This window comes from Pyxidicoccus sp. MSG2 (genome assembly GCF_026626705.1).
Classification (GTDB): domain Bacteria; phylum Myxococcota; class Myxococcia; order Myxococcales; family Myxococcaceae; genus Myxococcus.
Window position 1 is genome coordinate 12404600 of sequence record NZ_JAPNKC010000001.1, and the last position, 17080, is coordinate 12421679.

Here is a 17080-nt window from a genome sequence, read left to right on the forward strand (position 1 = left end):
GGGGCCACCCACTCGTTTGACCGTTACGCGCGCGTCAGTCGCGCAGTAGCGGCTGGCCCGCCAGTATGTGCTCGCACAAGGTCAATGGGAGGTTTCCGCGCGGGTCGAGCGTGGGGGCGAGCCGCACTGCGAGCGCCTCGCCCTCGATTGGATCGGGTATCGATGCCGGGAGGTAGAGCGCGCCACGGTGGCCTGGCCGCAGCCATGCGCCGACCTGCGCCTCGCCGTGGACGACCAGGTGGGTCGCGTCCGTGCCGTACGTGACGAGGTTGCCGGTCAGCTTGAGGTCGCCCTCGATGAACACCTGGGCGTCGAGGCTGAGCAGGAGATCACGGGCGAGCAGCGAGCCCTTGATCCACAGCGGCACGTAGAGGTCGAGGTCGCGGATCACCAGCGGGCCGTCGACGATCAGATCGCCTTCGACGACGCAAACCATCGGGTCTTCATTCTGTACGTAGATCGGTCCGCTCAGCGTGAGCGTGCCTTCGTGGACCACAAAGTCGACGTCGCGGCCGCCGAACAGGTCCTCGTAGTTGACCGAGTCGTAGCTGACGTCGAGCAGATTGTAGCGCGCGAAGCCGAGCTCGCGTGCCAGGGGTTGAAACCGCGCACCGGGCAGGGAGGGATAGGGCTGGGGCGTGAGGGCCATGCGACGTGATAACGCAGCGTCCACACGCTGGCCAGTGCAGCAGTAGCACGGTTGCCCCAGGCCCTGCCGGCGTCACCCCTGGGCCGGGCCGCATCGTCAGCCGCCGGGTGCTGCTCCGTGGGTAGGGATTCGCAACCACCCCGCCAGGGCAGTACCATACGCGAGCAATGGCAACCGACCAGGGGAAGCATTTCGGCCGATACGAGCTGCAGGACCCTATCGGTCGGGGAGGAATGGCGGAGACCTGGCGCGCCCGGCTGATGGGCGCGGCCGGCGTCACCAAGTCCGTGCTCATCAAGAAGGTGTTGCCAGAGTTCGCCGACGACGAGGCGTTCATCTCCATGTTCATCAGCGAGGCGCGCATCTCCGCCACGCTGTCGCACGGCAACGTGGCCCAGGTCTTCGACTTCGGGCAGGTGGACGGCAACTACTTCCTGGCCATGGAGTTCGTGGACGGCCAGCCGCTCCACCACATCCTCAAGCGCGCTGCCCGGACGGGCTTGTCCGCGCTGCCCATTCCCATCGCCACGCTCATTGCCCTGGAAATGTGCCGGGGGCTGCACTACGCGCACACACGCACGGACGAGAAGGGCCAGCCACTGGGCATCGTCCACCGGGACATCTCCCCGGACAACGTGCTCATCAGCTACGAGGGCCAGGTCAAGATCGTCGACTTCGGCATCGCCAAGGCGCGCTTGCAGCGCAACTTCAATACCGAGCCCGGAGTGGTGAAGGGGAAGTACCTCTTCTTCTCGCCGGAGCAGGCGCGCGGGAAGGAGGTGGACGCGCGCACCGACGTCTGGGCCACCGGCGTGGTGCTCTTCGAATTGCTCTGCGGCCAGAGGCCTGTCTCCGGGCCGCAGCACACGGTGATGATGCGGCTGGCGAGCGGTGATTTCCCATCACCCCGGCAACTGCGCAAGGACCTGCCCGCCGAGCTGGATGAGATTGTCATGCGCGCGCTGGCGGTGGATCTCGACTCGCGCTTCGAATCCAGCCACGCCTTCGGTGATGCGCTGGCGGGATTCCTCTACAGCTTCGCCCCCCGGTTCTCATCCATGAACCTGGCGCACCTCGTCCGGGAGTTGTTCCGGGAGGATCTGGCCCGGGACGGCCGAGAGCTGCCGGTGCCACCCTCGTTCCGTGAGGAACTGGCACGCTGGCGCAGTACCGCTCCCACACCCTCGACAGCCCGGGAGCAGGTCCAGGAGACGCCCGCCCCACGGCCGACGCCGCGGACCCCGGTCCCGGGCGTTCCCACGCCCGGGGAGGACCTCGAGACGGTACCGGTGCCCGTCCGCTCGCCGAGCCTCCCGCGGGGAAGCCTCATGGCCGGAGCAGGCCTCATCCTGACTCTCGCGGTGGTCGCTGTTCTGATGCTGGATGGGAGTTCGGCCCCTCCGGTCGGGCATGACCCGTCGTCGCCTCAACCTCTGCGAGAGACAAACTCGGAATCGCGCTCTGCGCTTGTAGCTCCGAGCCAATCCGAGCAGGTTGTCGCGACCACGACGACCTCCGCGAGCGAGGCACTGGAAGCGGGCGCCGGGGCGGAACGGCCTTCCGAAATCTCCCTCCGCCTGGACGCCCAGCGGGATGTGATCCTGGTGCCGCGAAGCCTCGTCGCCTTTTCGGGGCTGAAGCCGGCCGTGATCTATTCAGTCTCGAAGTTCTCCGACTCCCAGCCCCCAGATCGGCCGAGCATCGAGGAGCCGTCTACCTCGAACGTGCCGCCTCTCCTCTACCTGCTTTCGGGGGAGCAGGTGTCCGGAGATGCCGAGCTGGGACGGGTGACCCACACCCCGCAGAGCTTCCGGGGCGTCTCGGCCATCTCGTTCTTCACGCTGGGCTTTCCCCCCCAGCACTCGACGCCCGAGCAGATGCTCCAGATCTGGAATTCGCGGCCAGGCTCGGAGAAGGAGTTCGCCTTCCGTCCGGAGTCGATGGGGGTGTCCGTGGAGAATGCCGCCCTGCTCGAGGGGCTGAGTCGAGCGGCCACCTATTCCCTGACGCTGACGCCCTTGGGGGCGGGGGCGTTCATCTATGGATTGAAACGGGGCCCCGTGCGCCGGGTTGCCTGTGTCCAATGGAGTCCTCCCCACCCGGCGAGAGCGTCTGCTGCGGGCGGGCCTGTTGCGTTCCTCCTGGTTCAGGGTACGGAGGTGCGGGTACGGGGGATTGAAGCGCTGAAGTGCGGTTTCGTTGATGATGACCCCTCGGACAACCACGGCCACATGCAGGTCAGAGCCGTTCCGGTAGTGGCCGACGACGCCCCGGACAGACCCCTGCAAGGCGTGCAATCCGACCAGTTGGAGGCGGCCGATCGCCTGGTCGTGCTCAGCAGGGAGTCGTTGAAGCTGAAGTCCGAGACGGGCTACAGGGAGGCACTCAAGACAGCTACGAGCTGCCTGACGCTCGTCCCCGATCATACGGAGTGCCTCTTGTTGGCAGGGACGGCCCAGGCCCGCCTGGGCAATATCGGCGAGGGCGCGAGGAATTACCGCCGCTTCCTCCAGGTGGCCCCCCCGAACCATCCGATGGCAGCGGGAGTGCGAGAGCGGATACGCCGATACGACGAGGCACGTCCGTAAACCGTCAGGTCCGGGCCTGCCAGGTCAGCCACTCCCCCGGACGTGCCAACTCCACGTTCACCTTCCGCGTGCGCGCGGCGGCCAGGAGCATCACCCGCGCATCCCGCCAGCGCCCCGCGCCACTGAGCCACTGCATCCAGCTCCTCCGCGAGCGCTTCTCCACCCACGGCACCCGTCGTGCCACCCTTCCGTCGCCGTCCCCCCTCATCGTCCGCCGAGGTGTTCCCGAATGCCGAAACCGATGACGCTTTCCCAGGTGATGAAGCAACTCGAGAGCCAGGGAGACGAGAAGGTGCGCCAGCGCTACGTGCGCGACGGTGCGGGCGACAACGTCTTCGGCGTGCTGCTCGGCAAGCTCCGTGGCCTCGCGGCGGCGCTTGGGACGAACCACGGGCTCGGCCTGGAGCTGTGGGCGACCGGCAACCACGAGGCGCGCATCCTCGCGTGCATGCTGCTCGAGCCCTCGGCGCTCACCGAGAAGGAGGCGCGCGGGCTCCTCGAGCCGCTCTCGAACCCGACCCTGGTCGACGAGCTCGTCGGACGCGTGCTCGTGCATGCGCCCATCGCCCAGGCGTTGCAGGTGCGGTGGATGGAAGGCAGCGCGGAGCTCCCTCGCCGCGCAGGATGGAAGCTCCTCGCCGGGCGCATCGCACGCGGGCTCGCGACGGAGCTCGACGTTGGCGCGACGCTCGCGCGCATCGAGCGTGAGCTGCCGGATGCACCGTACCGGGTGAAGGAGGGCATCAACTTCTGCCTGGTCTGGATCGGCCTCCACCTGCCTGCGTACACCGCGGAGGTCATCGCCATCGGCGAGCGCCTCGGCCGGTGGGACCCGCGACCGATCCCGAAGGGCTGCACGTCGACCTACGCGCCGGAGTGGATCGCCGCGGCGCTCGCGCTACGGAAAGGCGAGAAGACCGCGGCCCGAAAGACGATGGAGGCGGCCGCAAAGGCGAAGACGACGCGCGGAGAAGGAAAGCCGGCACCCTCGAAGGCGAAGGCCGCTTTGGCCAGGAACAAGAGCGCGGGAAAGAAGCCCTCCGCCGGGAGGCGGGCGCGCTGACTTCGGCCATGTCGGAGCAGCGTCTGCATCTGCCCCGGTTCCACGGCGCTTCCGCGGAGCCGGGGCAGCAACAGACGCCTACTGGCAGTTCGCCGGCTCCTTGCAGGAGTAGGTCCGGGTGATGGTGATCCGGAAGCCGTCCAGGCGACTGGGGCCAAGCGGCACACAGGTGCCAAAGCTGTCAGAGATGTTGCAGCCGCCGGCGGGGCACTTCGCGGCCACCATTTCGGAGAGGAAGCCGCGCGCCTGGAAGGCGGCGGCGCCGCAGGTCTCACCCTCGCCATACCGGGAGGCGGTGTAGCGCGTGGTGCCGCAGGTACAGGCCGGCGGGCAGTAGGTGCGGGCACCGTCACACTCCACCCAACCGCCGCCGTCCGCACCCGAGGTACACACGCCCGACGCGGAGCTGCAAGTGACGGAGATACCGCTCGCGCAGGTCTGGGACACCTCACAGACCAGCGACGACTCGGCCGATTCGAGCGAGGTGCCCTCCCCTCCCTCCTCGCTCACCTCACCCGCGTTGCAGGCGGCCAGTCCCACGGCCACCACGACGACTCCACAGCGCCAGAGCCAGCTCGTTCGAAGGTCCATCCAGTAACAGTAGTATCAAGAGTGAATCTTCATCAACGCCCAGCCTCCGTTCGATGAAGAGGCCGCTCCGCGTCAAGTCCCAGCACTGCCCCCAAGCCGAGTACCTCTCGAGAGACCTCTCCGCCACGCGGCTGAAAAGAGCTGGCCGCGCGGTTCACCACATGGAAGCAGGTGCAATACAGATACGGGAAATCCACAGGGTCATGGATGTCCCTGGCGGGCGTGACGTCGCGGGTCGAGGAGAGGAAGCCTCCCCACACACGACGACTGCACCACGGATTGTTGGGGCCCGGGCGGGGACGGGCCGTACGCCTCGCACTCTGATTTCTTCTACTGCACCTACTGCCCCTGACGGGCGGCGGGGCCGAGCGCTTCCACGGCGCTCGGTGGTGAAAACCCCTGGTGCCAGGGTTCAACCTTCCGAGCGCAGCACCGACATCGGGTCCACACGCGAGGCTCGTCGGGCCGGCAGCCAGCTGGCGAGCAGGGCCACGCAGAGCAGGAGGAGCGCCACCCCCGCGAGGACGAGCGGGTCCGTGGTGCTCACTCCGTACACGAGCCCCGCGAGCACACGGCTCAGCCCCAACGCCGCCACCACGCCGAGCACCACCCCGAGCCCCGCGAGCAGCACCGCCTGGCGGAGCACCAGCCCCAGCACGTCCCCCGCTGTCGCCCCCAGGGCGAAGCGGATGCCGAACTCCCGCGTGCGCTGCGCCACCGCGTAGGACACCACGGCCGCGAGCCCCGCCACGGAGAGCAGCAACGCCACCGCGCCGAAGGCCCCCAGCAGCAGGAGGCTGAAACGTCTCGAGGCCAGTGAGCCCGTGAGCAGGCTCTCCATCGTGCTCAGCCGCATTGGCAACTCGGGAGCAAGCTCGCGCAGCACCGGCCGCGCCGCGGCAACCAGGGCCGTGGAGCCCACCGGGCCGTACACGGCGAGGTGGAAGCGGGAGAAGGCCCGCGTCCGCTGCCGGGAGCAGCCATAGAACATGGGCCTGGGCTTCTCATCCAGGCCGCGCTCGCGCACGTCCGCCACCACGCCGACGATGGTGAAGGGACGCAGGTCTCCGTCCATGTTGCCGAACTGGATGAGCTTGCCCAGCGGGTCCTCGTGGGGCCAGCGGGCCTTCGCGAGCGACTCGCTGATGACCGCCACGTGCGGCGCATCGAAGGTGTCGCGCTCATCGAACAGGCGCCCACGCACCCGCGGGATGCCGAGCGCGTGGAAGTAGCCCTCACTCGCCACGCGGAACTCGGCGGAGCCCGTGCGCTCGGGCTCCCTCGCCAGCCGCCCGAAGTCCTCGAAGCTTCCCACCTCGTCGGGGCGGTTGAGCACGAGGAAGGTGCCATCGCCCCCCTCGCCTCCCTCGAGCGGGAAGACGCTCACGGCCCCCACCGCGCGCACGCCGGGCAGCGCGCCCAGCCTCGTGAGCAGCTGCTCCTGCAGTTGGACGTTGCGCAGCCCCTGCGCCGTGCCCTCGGCCGGAGGAAGCACGAGGCCGACCACCGCGACGTCCTCGGTGCGATAGCCCGGGTCCAGCGAGAGCAGGCTCATCATGCTGCGTCCGAGCAACGCCGCCCCCACCAGCAGGACCAGCGCGAGCGCGAGCTGCCCCACGACCAGGGCACGGCGCATGCGGTCGGCGCCCCCTCCCCCCGTCTGCGTGCGCCCCGCCTGCACCAACGCGGCCCACGGGCTCTGGCGCGCCGCGCGCAGCGCCGTCACCAGTCCCAGTCCCATCGCGAGCAGCAGCGACAGCCCCAGCGCGAAGAGGAGCGCCGTGGCGTTCACCTCCACCTCCCCCACGCGCGGCAGGTGGCCCGGCTCCAGCGCGAGCAACGCGCTCACACTCCAGGTGGCGAACACGGCTCCGAGCGCTCCCCCCGCCAACGACAACAGCAGCGACTCCGTGAGAAACCGCCACACCAGCGCGCCGGGCCCCGCGCCCAGCGCCACGTGGACGGCGAGCTCGCGCCCGCGGGAGGCAGCGCGGGCGAGAAGCAGGTTGGTGACGTTGGCGCCCGCCACCAGCAGCAGGAAGGCCGCGGCCCCCAACAGCATGTAGAGCGTGGGCCGGACATGTCCCACCAGGCTCTCCCGGAGGGGCACCACGGCGATGTCACGCATGCGGGTGTCCTGGCCGTGGAGCTCCGCGAGCTCCCGGGCGATTCCAGTCAGCTCCGTTCGCGCGGCCGCCACGGTGACACCCTCCGCCAGCCGGCCCACCACCCGCCAGTTGTGCGCGGTCCGGCTGGGCAGGCGCGCCTCCAGCTCGCGTGGAATCCACAACTGAGTGCCCACCGGGTAGTCGAAGGACTCGGGCATCACCCCCACCACCGTGTAGGCACGCCCCTCGAAGGTGAGGGTTCGAGCCAGGGGAAGCGGCCGCGAGCCCAGGTACCGCTTCCAGAAGGCCTGGCTCACCACCACCACGGGAGCGCCTCCCGCCTGCTGCTCGTCCCTGGCGAACAGACGCCCTTGGACCGGCTGCACGTCGAAGGCGGGGAAGAAGTCGCGAGAGGCGAGCGCCAGCGTGGCGAAGGCAGGCTCGTCTGCGCCGGTGACGGCGACACTCGCCGTGTCCGAGACCTGGGCCAGCGCCGCGACGGTGCGGCTCCGGGCCTGCACGTCCTCGAAGTTGGGGTCCGAGAACCGCATCGAGTGGCCGTCGGCCGCCACCTGGGAGAGCTGCACGAGGCGCTCGGGTCGTGGATAGGGCAAGGGGCGCAGCAGCACCCCTTCCACCACACTGAAGAGCGCGGTGCTTGCCCCGATGCCCGATGCGAGCAACAGGATGCACCCCAGCGTGAACCCCGGGCTGCGCCGCAGTGCGCGCAGCGTCTGACGCAATCCACCCCAGTGGATGTCCACGCGAGAATCCTCCCGGCGCCGGAGTGGGCGCCCGGGGGGGCTACGCCCGCGGCGTCGGATGATTGCATCGCCGCGCGGAGTCTCCCGCTCTCCCCCGCTATTCGCCAGCCGGAGCCTGTCGGGTCACCGGGCGCGGCGGCCTTTCCTCCCGGAACACGAGCAGTCCATCCATGACCGTTGCCCAGGGGGCCGTCATCCACGTGTAGTTCACGGGACGGGCCGCCCTGGACCCGAGCTCACGAAGCTGACGCTCCTCCACATACCGGGTGTCCGAGGTGTGGCCCGAGAACGCCCAGGCCTCCAGGGAGTCGGCGCGCGCGGGCTCGAGGGTATACGTGCGCGCCGTGCTGGCGAGGGAATAGCTCCCCGCGAGCGCCGAGAAGCCCAGCACGAAGGACTGGTCCCCGAACTTCGCCTGGACATGGGAGCCGAAGGGAATCCGAGGTCCGCCGCCATCATCCAGACGCTGGAGGTCCCTGGCCGCATGAATCGTGGCAAGCCAGACGATGGCCTTCCTGGGCGTGGGTGACTGGGACAGGTGCCATTCCAGGTTCGTGAACATGGAATGGTCACGGTCGTTGAAATCGCTCCAGTCCGTGGGACCTCCGGTCGGCGCCGGGGAGCGGGACATCACGGCCACCAGACGCGCGAAGAACCGCTCCAGGTTGCGAGCCATCCGCAGGTGGTCCCTCGTCCCGGAGGTCGCGGCGCCTCCGCGACTGGAGAGCACCGACTCCAGCTCCTTCCAACAGCCCTGGATGAACTTCGCTGTCTGCACCGTGTACGGGTGGGCGTCGTCGTACCGCCAGGACATGTAACGCTCGATTTCCGCGCCACATTCGGCCTGCCTGGGGCCCGCCAGGGCGGGGATGAGCTCACGCGGCATCTCCCGCTGTGCGTAGGTCCCCCGGTTGACCTGGTCATCGATGCCTCCAGCGACGAGGGTTCCCGCCTCGAGCCACCGGGTCAGGAGCGGAATCAGGGGCGCCACCTCCTGGTTCGCCCACATTCCGCCCACCGCCGCGGCGACCATGTCCTCGCTGATGGGCTGGCCCGCCGCCAGCCGCTCCTGGATGCGGAGGAAGTCGTAGATGCCCGACTCGATGAAGAAGGCGTCGTAGTGGCACTCCTCCACGAGCCGGCGGGTCAGCTCCACCTTGAAGGCGAGCGTCCTCGCGCTTCCATGGTGGGACTCCTCCCCGAGCAGCGCGAGGCGCTTGTCGCAGAGGTCGCGGACAACCCGGTCCATGTCGGAGACCTCCCCTCCTCCTGGCGCCGGTATTTCGCGGGAGGACATGGCACAGCTCGACAACAAGGGGAGCAGGAGCAGGAGGTATCTCATGGCCAGACTTTCTCGGAAGCAGGACCGCCACGCGGTAACGCTCGCGGCGGCTCACATTCCTCACCCTCCCCGTCGGGCGGCTTCGATTCCCGCCGCCTCCACTTTTTCGAGGACGAGCTCCTGCTGGTGTGCATGCGCACCGTGTTGGCGTAGGACCACGTGTCGCCCTCGGCCTCACACCACTGGAGCGCGCACCGGACGCGGAAGCCCTCCCACTGGACGTCGAAGGCCAGCGGCTCGGGATGGCGGCGCGGCACGTCCGCGGTGAGCTCCAAGAGCCGCTCGGCCACGCCTCCGGCGTAGTACAGCCGCGTGCTTTCGCCCGTCCGGTGGTCCGTGAAGTGGGCCCGCACCCCGGGGACCAGGAACGCCAGCTCCCTGCACCGGCGCGAGAGATTCTCCGCGTCGAACACCGTCGTCTCGAAGAGGGTGGCATCGGGGACGAGACGGATGCGGATGCCCTTCTCGGCGGCGATGGGCAGCGGCTCCGCCGGCTGGACCTCCCGGGCCTCCCTCGTGGAATGCCCCTCGACTCCGGACAGGTGCCACTGGCGCGTCCCTTCCCATGTGTCCACCTCATAGCGGGACGAGAGCACGAGGGAGCTGGGCACGCCGATGCTCCAGCTCCAACGACGAAGCATGCTGTCCCTGCCCCACTCGGGCTCCAGTTGCCTGAAGCCGCGTCCGCGCACCACCTCGGCCAACTCCGCCGGGGGCGCGAAGCGGCCGGTGGAGAAGAGGGAAACGGCCCCCTCCGTGCCCACCTCCAGCGCGAAGTCCCGGCACGCGCCCCGCCGCGCGTCCCAGTAGACCGCGTTCAGCATGAAGTGGACGAGATGGTGCAGCCCGCCGGCGCCCGTGTCCCCGACGAACGCCGCCGGCCGCCCGCGCACGACAGGCAACGTGAGCTCCCTGACGTCGTCAGCCGTGTACGTAGAGCTCTCAGCCACCCTGGCTCCCTCCCAACGACAGTCTACCCGAGGGCCGCCTGCTTCCCTTCTGTTTGCGCGCCTGTCCGCATGCCCGGTGGCATGCCTCCGACGTGACGCTGACCGTTTCCCCATCACGGTGACATGACGTGCCCCTGCGCACGCCCGGTGACAGGCCTCGGACGTGGCGCTGGCCATCCCCGCGCCCTGGTAGCGAGCGTGCGCTGAAAAGGGGGCTGCAACGGGCCCCAACCCGATGGACCGAGCGAAGGCGGGTAGCAAGCATCATCTTCTCGTGGACCGCCGAGGACACCCGTTAGCGGTGCGCCTGAAGGGGCCAATCGCCCGGACGTCAACGAGTTGCTGCCGCTGGTCGACGCCGTGCCACCCATCCGTGGGCGCAGCGGACGTCCAAGACGCAGGCCCGAAAAGATGTACGGCGACAAGGGCCGTGCCTCTCGTGCCAACCACCGTGGCCTGCGTCAGCACGGTATCTCTCCGCGCATTGCACGGCCCGGAATCGACCCCTCCGACGCTTCCGCATGCGTGACAAGCGGCGGGCCGACATTCACGAAGCACTCCTCCTGCTCGCCTGTGACCTCATGCAGCTACCGCGCTTGGACGGTTTTGTTAGGAACTCTAAATCCCAGGAACAAACGCGATTTCCTGGATTGTGAAGCATTGGAATCCAATCAGCACTCCAAGTGTGGCTGCGTCCCCAGGGCCTGGACTGCACGATGGTAGCAGCCACGTCATCGGGCAGTCCTCCTCATCAAAAGGAGTGCGTGGAAGAAAGAGACCGAATCGAAGTCCGCCAACCCCAAGACCAACGAGAACGAGGAGACCGCGCGGGCGCCTGAGGGCTCGCTGAAGAATATCTCCAAGGCCGTCACCGCGCTGACCGTGGCGGCACCCCTGCTGCTGGCGCCCCCGGCCACCGCCTCCGCTGAGCCCCTCAACCAGCTGGCCATCCTGAAGGGAGCCGCGGCCTCGTCCGTCTCCGTCGAGCACCCCATCCTCAATGAGGCCATCATCCTGGCCCAGCAAACTCCTGATGGGTCGGACGATTTGGCGCAGCAATACGGCCAGACCTACAACCAGACCTACACGGAGAGCTACACCCAAGCCCATACGGCCGACGAGACAGAGGAAGCATAGTCCCAGGTGTCTCCGCTGGTGCCGTAGTTGGACAACCTCATGAGTGCGTGTCTCCCGGGGCTGCTTCTTGGGGGAATAGTTTGACGCACTTGGAGAGTGGGAACATTGGCCTGGGGCCCTCCGCTGCGCGGAGGGCTCCATCTTCATCGTCCTTGGCTTTGAAGACGAGGCAGTAATGACCACTGCGATCAACAACTACATCCTGAAGAGCACTTCGTTCTGCAACATCAATTGCTCTTACTGCTACATCTTCAACCTGAAGGACACTACCTTCCGCACCAAGGCGAAGGTGATGCCACTGGATGTACTGGATGCCGCCGCCGCCCAGATTTCGGAACTGGCGGTGCAGCAGAAGGTCAAGAGCGTCAGCGTCACCTTCCACGGCGGCGAGCCGATGCTGGCGGGCCCGGAGCGGTTCGCGGGCGCGCGAAAGGGCACGGACGCCGCGCGCCAACAGTGCGGGCGGATTTGCGCCGACGCCGTGAGACGAGGGCCGGGCTACGCGCCACTCGTGGTGCGCGCGTTAGGGGCTCGTGGCGCGTGTCCAGGCCAGACGAGCGGGCCACCGTCGACGCACGGCTCGTGGCGAGTGCTGGGGCTCGTGGCGAGCGTCCAGGCAAACTGGACGAGGGCCACATCGACGCGCGCCTCGTGGTGCGCGCTGGGGGCTCGCCGCGAGCATCCAGGCAAGCTGGACGCGGGCAACAGGACCCGTCGACGTTGCCGCCCAGGTATCAGCGGCCCGTATCAATCCGGAGGACGACCGGATTGAACTCCATGTACATGCTCGCGAATCCGACGTCAGGACCGTTCCGGTCGCCCTGAATCACCCAGCGGGCCACGAGATCGTTGGGCTGACCGTGGAACACGTCCTTCTCCCAGGTGGTATCCCGGTAGCGAACCTCCGACTGCTTCGTCAGGACATCTTTGATCACCCCGGGGCCAGGCAGCACATACTCCGGCGTCACAGCCGAGCCAACGACAGTCGTGTAGTCCCACCCCGCCTCGGTTGCGGACATTCCGTATTCAATCCGGAACGCTCGCCGGTCGTCCCTGACGTGCACGCGCGCCCAGACATGGATATCGACCTTGCCCCAGAAGTCGTTGTCTCCCTGCCTGTGTTCCCTAGGCACGAACGTAATTGGCTTTACAGGCACTGTATGATCGACGATTGGCATTGGCCCCTCCGAGCCGGCAAAACCACCGGCTCATAGACGGTACACGGCCGCCAGGGCGTTTACAATTCAACGGCGAGGACGCTTCCCTGGGTCAGCGGAGGGAAATGCCCTTGATGCGCACGACAGGGCGGCGTCGGGAGACGCCGCCCTGGACGATCTGCGCGTTCATCGCAACGCGCCGGTCCTGGAAGTTCCGGATGTCCGGCACCGGCGTCACCTCCAACGTGCGACCAATGAACTGGCGCGCATTCGGGGACGCGTTCTCCACGCGGATGTGCCACTCGGAGCCCAGCTCGCCCCCTGCGGCCATCTTGTTGGTGTTGCTCTCCCAGTAGATGACTCCAAACAGGTCTGCATCCATCGCGGTCTCCAGGCTGAGCAGACGACCCTAGCACCGCTCGTGCTTGGTGGCGTAACGCCAACGCGGCGCCCACCGACGAGATGTAACTGATCGCCGTGCCCCGTCTGGAGAAGCGAAGAGGGAGCGGCCTGCCGAGCTGGTGGAGCACACCAGACGGACACCGCGTCAGAGTCCTGCGCGCTCCGTCCCCACTGCGAATGGAGCGGAGCTGCCCGGCTGCGGGCCCATGAACGGTGGACACCCCGTCACCACGGGGCACGGCGAACATGTACGAAGCGCATGGATGCGTCGCCTCGTGCGGCGTGCGTCCGTCCTCAGTCCGCGCGCAGTGCGCACGCTGGCGTTGGTTGCGGCCAACATGCAGCCCGGAGCGCGGAAGAAGCGGGCGCGGTAGCTCCGACAATTCACGGCCCTGAGGTGGCGCTCGGCAGGGGCGCTCGCGGCTGCCGCACACTGGGCGGGCACCCCGGCTCCGAGGTGGTGCGCGGCCCGAAACGTCTTGCCCAACCTGGGCAGGCGCCATGCCCCGAGGTACGCAGCGTGGGCGAAACCCTGGGCCGCGCTGATGTGCAGTGTGCGGACGGTCGCTACAGCCCGAGGTGGTGCTCGGCGCGGGCAGGCACGACGGCCCCAAGGTGGTGCTCGGCACGCACCCTGGCCGTCACCGCGCGCCGGGCACGCTCCACGGCCTCCGAGGTGGCGCGATGTTGGCCGCTGCTGCGCACCGGCAGGCTCCACGCGCTCCGAGGTGGCTCGGTATGAACAGGCGCAACGGCCCCGAAATGACGCGGTGCTCGGGTGCTGGCTGATGCTGCGCACCAGCAGGGTTCCAAGGCCCCGAAGCGACGCCCGGCAAAGTCCTGGCTTACATCGCGCATCGAGTGGCGGCACCCCGCAGCGCTTTTGCAGCGCGCGGACACACTTCGCAAGGGACCACAAAAAAGGACCAAACCGAGCGGACGCGCTTGGACGCTCCCGGACGGGAGGGCACCCCTGTTTTCATAGGGGAAACCGGGTGGGCGGCATGTGGCCCGAGTAGGGACCAAATCCGCCCGTGCGGCTTCGATTCCCGCCGCCTCCACTATTCAAGGGCACCAGGTTCTCTGGAACCTGGGACCTTCCTATCCTGGGTGATGAGCTCCTCGGCGGAGCCGAAATGCCGCGCGATGCCGTCCTCGTGCGGCCCGCTGTCCCGCACCCCACCCCACGAACCGTTGAGGTCAGCGCACGTATGTCCAATCCCCATGCCCCTTCAGGACTCGGTGCCGAGTACCACCCGCTCGACTCTCCGCACCTCGAGAATCCCCACCCGTTCCTGGCGCGTGCACGACGGGAGGAGCCGGTGTTCTTCAGCCCGGCGCTGGGGTCGTGGGTGGTGACGCGCCATGCGGACATCAGCGCGGTGGTCGCCGATACCGCACGCTTCTCGTCCGCCGAGTCCATCACGGTGGGCGCCGCGACGACTCCGCCGGAGGTGGTCTCCGCGCTGATGGACGGCTATCCCCTGGTGCCCAGCCTCGTCGACAATGACGCTCCAGCGCATGCGCGCTTCCGGAGCCTCGTCAGCAAGGCCTTCACCGGGCGGCGCCTCGCGGAGAAGGAGCCGTTCATCCGCACCCTCGTGGACGAGCTCATCCACTCCTTCCGGCATGAGGGGCGGGGGGACCTGTTCCTCCGGTTCGCGCATCCACTGTCGTCCAGCATCATCGCGGAGATTCTCGGAATCCCCCGCTCGGACATCCACAGGTTCCGGCGCTGGTCCGACGAGCTGACCACGGTCCTCGCGGCACATGGCCCCGTGGAGCACCAGGTCGTGTGCGCGCGAGGCGTGGTCGAGTTCCAGCGCTATCTCGCCGCGGCGCTCGAGGAGCGGAAGACCTCTCCCCGGGAGGACCTGATGAGCGACATCGTCACCGGGGCGCAGGAGATGACGCCGCCCATGAGCATGGCGGAGCTGGTGAGCCTGCTGATGCAGGTGCACTTCGCGGGACACGAGACGACCGCGGGCCTCATCGTGGGCGCGGTGGAGCTCCTGCTCGAGAATCCGGCGCAGCTGCGGGCACTCCGGGACGACCCGGGCCTCATCGCGGGTGCGGTCGAGGAGGCGGTGCGGATGATCTCCCCCGTGCATGCCATGTTCCGTACGGCGCTGGAGACGGTGGAGCTCGGCGGAGTCTCCATTCCCAGGGGAGCCCACATCCGAATCATCTACGCGTCGGCCAACCGCGACGAGGCCCGCTTCCAAGAGCCGGAGCGCTTCGACATCCGGCGGCCTGACGTCAAGAAGCACCTCGCCTTCGGGCAGGGCCTCCATTTCTGCATCGGCGCGCCGCTGGCACGGCTCGAGGCACGTCTGGCATTGGAGGCCCTGCTCCGGAGTCTGCCGGGGCTCCGGCTCGTACCGGGGCAGAAGCCGGGCTTCCTGAAGAGCGTCACCGTCCGCAGGCACGAGAGCCTCGACGTCGCGTGGGACGTCCAGGCGCTCCAGGCCCTCTGACGTGAGGTCACAGCCCGCGAGGCCGCACTGGCGGCCTCTCCTCATTTCCGGGCAACGGTGACGACGCCGCCAGTCGACCAGGCCAGCACCGTCCGGCCCTCCGCGTCCACCACCAGGGCGGCGGGCCCGGCTTGCGTTTCTTCCGCCACGGCCTCCTCCGGGTCGTTGTGACTCACGTCCCGGATCTTGAGCCTGCGGTTCGTCCACGAGATCCACTCGCGCCCGCTCGTGTCGACCGCGACCGCCGGAGCAACCTCGGGCCTGACGTTGTACCCGCTGGCATCCGCGTCGAAGGAGCTCGTGAGCCAATCCGAATCAAGGGCCGAGACCCGTGCTGAGCAGATCCATCCACGGCTGTCTCCGGGGCCATAGGTATGGTGCTCGGCCCACACCACCAGCGGTTCTCCCGACGAATCAATGGCCACCCTGGGGGCTTCGAAGGTCATGTCCGGCCCGAAGTCGTGCTCCCGGATGGGCTCTCCCGTCTTCACTGGCGCCCAGCCGGTGTCCTCCTGCCAGCGCCGCACGAAGAGGCCCGTTTCGGATTGCGCGTCCACGGCTCCGACCCAGGCCACGATGACCCGTCCCTCCGGGTCGACCGCCAGTGCGGGCGCGAGCGCGGCGGCATGCGACGGAAGCGCACCCCCCAGTTCCTTCCATTGGTCCGTCTCGAAGCGAGCAGCGTGAATGCCCCGTGGCGTGCTCCACGCCACCACGGGTCTTCCCAGGCGGTCGAGGACCAGTGCCGCACCCAGGACCTCACCGTCCTCGGGGGCATCCACCCGATCCCCCACGGAGAGCCACTTCGTCGAGCTCCAACGGAAGACGTGGAGCGCGAATCCCACGTCGTCCCTTTCCCGCTGGAGGAATGCCACGATGGGCTGGCCATCCGAGCCCACCTGCACCACGGGGTCGCGCACGCTGGTGGTGTCCGTGCTCGTTCCCGCCACGAGTGGCCCTCCAATGTCGCCTCCCCCCTTCTCGGTCCACTGCCGCACGTGGATATTCCTTCCCCGCGAAATCTCCCCGCTCGCGAAGGCGATGACGTGAGCACCACCTGCGCCCGCCGCCATGGCCACGCGACCGGCGGCCGACCCGACGACGTGATGATGCGAGTACGCCAGCACGTTCCACGACCAGGAGAGATCCGCTCCTCCAGGCATCACCAACGGATTGCCCGCGAGGTCGGTGAGGCCTTCCGCGTGAAAGACGGCGGAGCGCGTATGCGCGTATCCACTCGATTCGAGGGCTGGATGGGTTGCGTTCAGGATGTACCCGAACTCATCCTGCGTTACCGCGGAATTGATGAATCGATCGTTACTCTGATACTTGATCTGGGAACCCGGCAGGCTCGAAGGCAGGATCGCCTCGGAGAAGTACACTCCGAAGTTTTGGTTGTTGAAGGGGACCGAGGAGACGGAGCCAGGGAAGGCCCCGAAGAACACGGGGGGAGTGCGGTCCACCACCACGGTGTGGACCTTGCTCGTGAACGTCACTTCACTCCACTTCGCGCGTGCCGTGAGTGGGTGGGCGCCCTCCTCTTCCGAGGTCGTATCCCAGGTGAACTGGAACGGAGGCAGCATCGTTGCCAGCGGCTTCCCACGGTGGAGCAACTCCACCGTGTCGGGAGTGGGGCCGGTCGTCTGCACGGTGATGAGGACCTGACCCCGAGCGTATTCCCACTCCTTCTCTCCATTGATGTCGAGGACCAGCGTGTCCGGAGCGAGCGGCTCGGGTGTGGGAGGAGGCCCGCCCTCGGAGAGCGACCCGCAACCGGACAGGGCGAGCAGGTGAGCGGCGGCGAGCGGTGCGAGGATTCGGTGCCGGAGACGGGGCAGGCGGTACATGAGAG

At 68.1% G+C, this 17080-nt stretch carries 14 protein-coding genes; 5 read left to right on the top strand and 9 right to left on the bottom strand.

Features of this window, described 5'->3' with window-relative positions; genetic code table 11:
- Positions 1-34: 34 nt before the first annotated feature.
- Complete coding sequence (locus OV427_RS47200) at positions 35-649, bottom strand: hypothetical protein (protein ID WP_267862824.1); 615 nt, start codon at positions 647-649, stop codon at positions 35-37.
- A gap of 167 nt (positions 650-816) precedes the next feature.
- Here OV427_RS47200 and OV427_RS50930 point away from each other — a divergent pair, with 167 nt between their 5' ends.
- A complete protein-coding gene (locus OV427_RS50930; RefSeq protein ID WP_420718337.1) occupies positions 817-3237 on the top strand; it encodes a protein kinase domain-containing protein in 2421 nt (806 codons plus the stop codon).
- A 4-nt stretch (positions 3238-3241) separates the two neighbouring features.
- On the opposite strand, the gene OV427_RS47210 is transcribed toward OV427_RS50930, so the two are convergent.
- The gene (locus OV427_RS47210; protein WP_267862825.1) at positions 3242-3373 is read right to left on the bottom strand and encodes a hypothetical protein; all 132 of its coding nucleotides are present in this window, start codon (positions 3371-3373) and stop codon (positions 3242-3244) included.
- Positions 3374-3529: 156 nt separating this feature from the next.
- Between OV427_RS47210 and OV427_RS47215 the strand changes: the two genes are divergently transcribed.
- Positions 3530-4300, top strand: a complete 771-nt coding sequence (locus OV427_RS47215; protein ID WP_267862826.1) for a DNA alkylation repair protein — start codon at positions 3530-3532, stop codon at positions 4298-4300.
- A gap of 78 nt (positions 4301-4378) precedes the next feature.
- Here OV427_RS47215 and OV427_RS47220 read toward each other — a convergent pair whose 3' ends face one another.
- The 4 genes from OV427_RS47220 to OV427_RS47235 all read right to left on the bottom strand — a co-directional run bounded on the left by OV427_RS47220 (position 4379) and on the right by OV427_RS47235 (position 10055).
- Positions 4379-4891, bottom strand: a complete 513-nt coding sequence (locus OV427_RS47220; RefSeq protein ID WP_267862827.1) for a hypothetical protein — start codon at positions 4889-4891, stop codon at positions 4379-4381.
- A 412-nt stretch (positions 4892-5303) separates the two neighbouring features.
- Positions 5304-7763, bottom strand: a complete 2460-nt coding sequence (locus tag OV427_RS47225) for an ABC transporter permease (protein ID WP_267862828.1) — start codon at positions 7761-7763, stop codon at positions 5304-5306.
- Between the two features lie 97 nt (positions 7764-7860).
- Positions 7861-9012: an erythromycin esterase family protein gene (locus OV427_RS47230; protein ID WP_267862829.1), complete on the bottom strand. Its 1152-nt coding sequence runs from the start codon at positions 9010-9012 to the stop codon at positions 7861-7863.
- An 89-nt stretch (positions 9013-9101) separates the two neighbouring features.
- Positions 9102-10055 carry a hypothetical protein gene (locus OV427_RS47235; protein ID WP_267862830.1) on the bottom strand — a complete coding sequence of 318 codons (954 nt, stop codon included), beginning with the start codon at positions 10053-10055 and terminating at the stop codon, positions 9102-9104.
- An 882-nt stretch (positions 10056-10937) separates the two neighbouring features.
- Here OV427_RS47235 and OV427_RS47245 point away from each other — a divergent pair.
- Together OV427_RS47245 and OV427_RS47250 are read left to right on the top strand one after the other, a co-directional pair.
- Positions 10938-11192: a hypothetical protein gene (locus OV427_RS47245; protein ID WP_267862831.1), complete on the top strand. Its 255-nt coding sequence runs from the start codon at positions 10938-10940 to the stop codon at positions 11190-11192.
- Positions 11193-11367: 175 nt separating this feature from the next.
- Positions 11368-11964 carry a hypothetical protein gene (locus OV427_RS47250; RefSeq protein WP_267862832.1) on the top strand — a complete coding sequence of 199 codons (597 nt, stop codon included), beginning with the start codon at positions 11368-11370 and terminating at the stop codon, positions 11962-11964.
- Here the strand turns inward: OV427_RS47250 and OV427_RS47255 are convergent.
- Positions 11927-12370 (bottom strand): hypothetical protein, encoded by a 444-nt coding sequence (locus tag OV427_RS47255; RefSeq protein WP_267862833.1) that lies wholly within the window; start codon positions 12368-12370, stop codon positions 11927-11929. The two genes, OV427_RS47250 and OV427_RS47255, sit on opposite strands and share 38 nt — an antisense overlap.
- Positions 12371-12461: 91 nt before the next feature.
- Positions 12462-12731, bottom strand: coding sequence for a hypothetical protein (locus OV427_RS47260; protein WP_267862834.1), 270 nt, complete (start codon positions 12729-12731; stop codon positions 12462-12464).
- Positions 12732-13962: 1231 nt separating this feature from the next.
- On the opposite strand from OV427_RS47260, the gene OV427_RS47265 reads away from it, so the two are divergent.
- On the top strand, positions 13963-15228 hold the full coding sequence (locus OV427_RS47265) for a cytochrome P450 (protein WP_267862835.1): 1266 nt from the start codon (positions 13963-13965) through the stop codon (positions 15226-15228).
- A gap of 41 nt (positions 15229-15269) precedes the next feature.
- On the opposite strand, the gene OV427_RS47270 is transcribed toward OV427_RS47265, so the two are convergent.
- The gene (locus OV427_RS47270) at positions 15270-17075 is read right to left on the bottom strand and encodes a hypothetical protein (protein ID WP_267862836.1); all 1806 of its coding nucleotides are present in this window, start codon (positions 17073-17075) and stop codon (positions 15270-15272) included.
- Between the last annotated feature and the right edge of the window lie 5 nt (positions 17076-17080).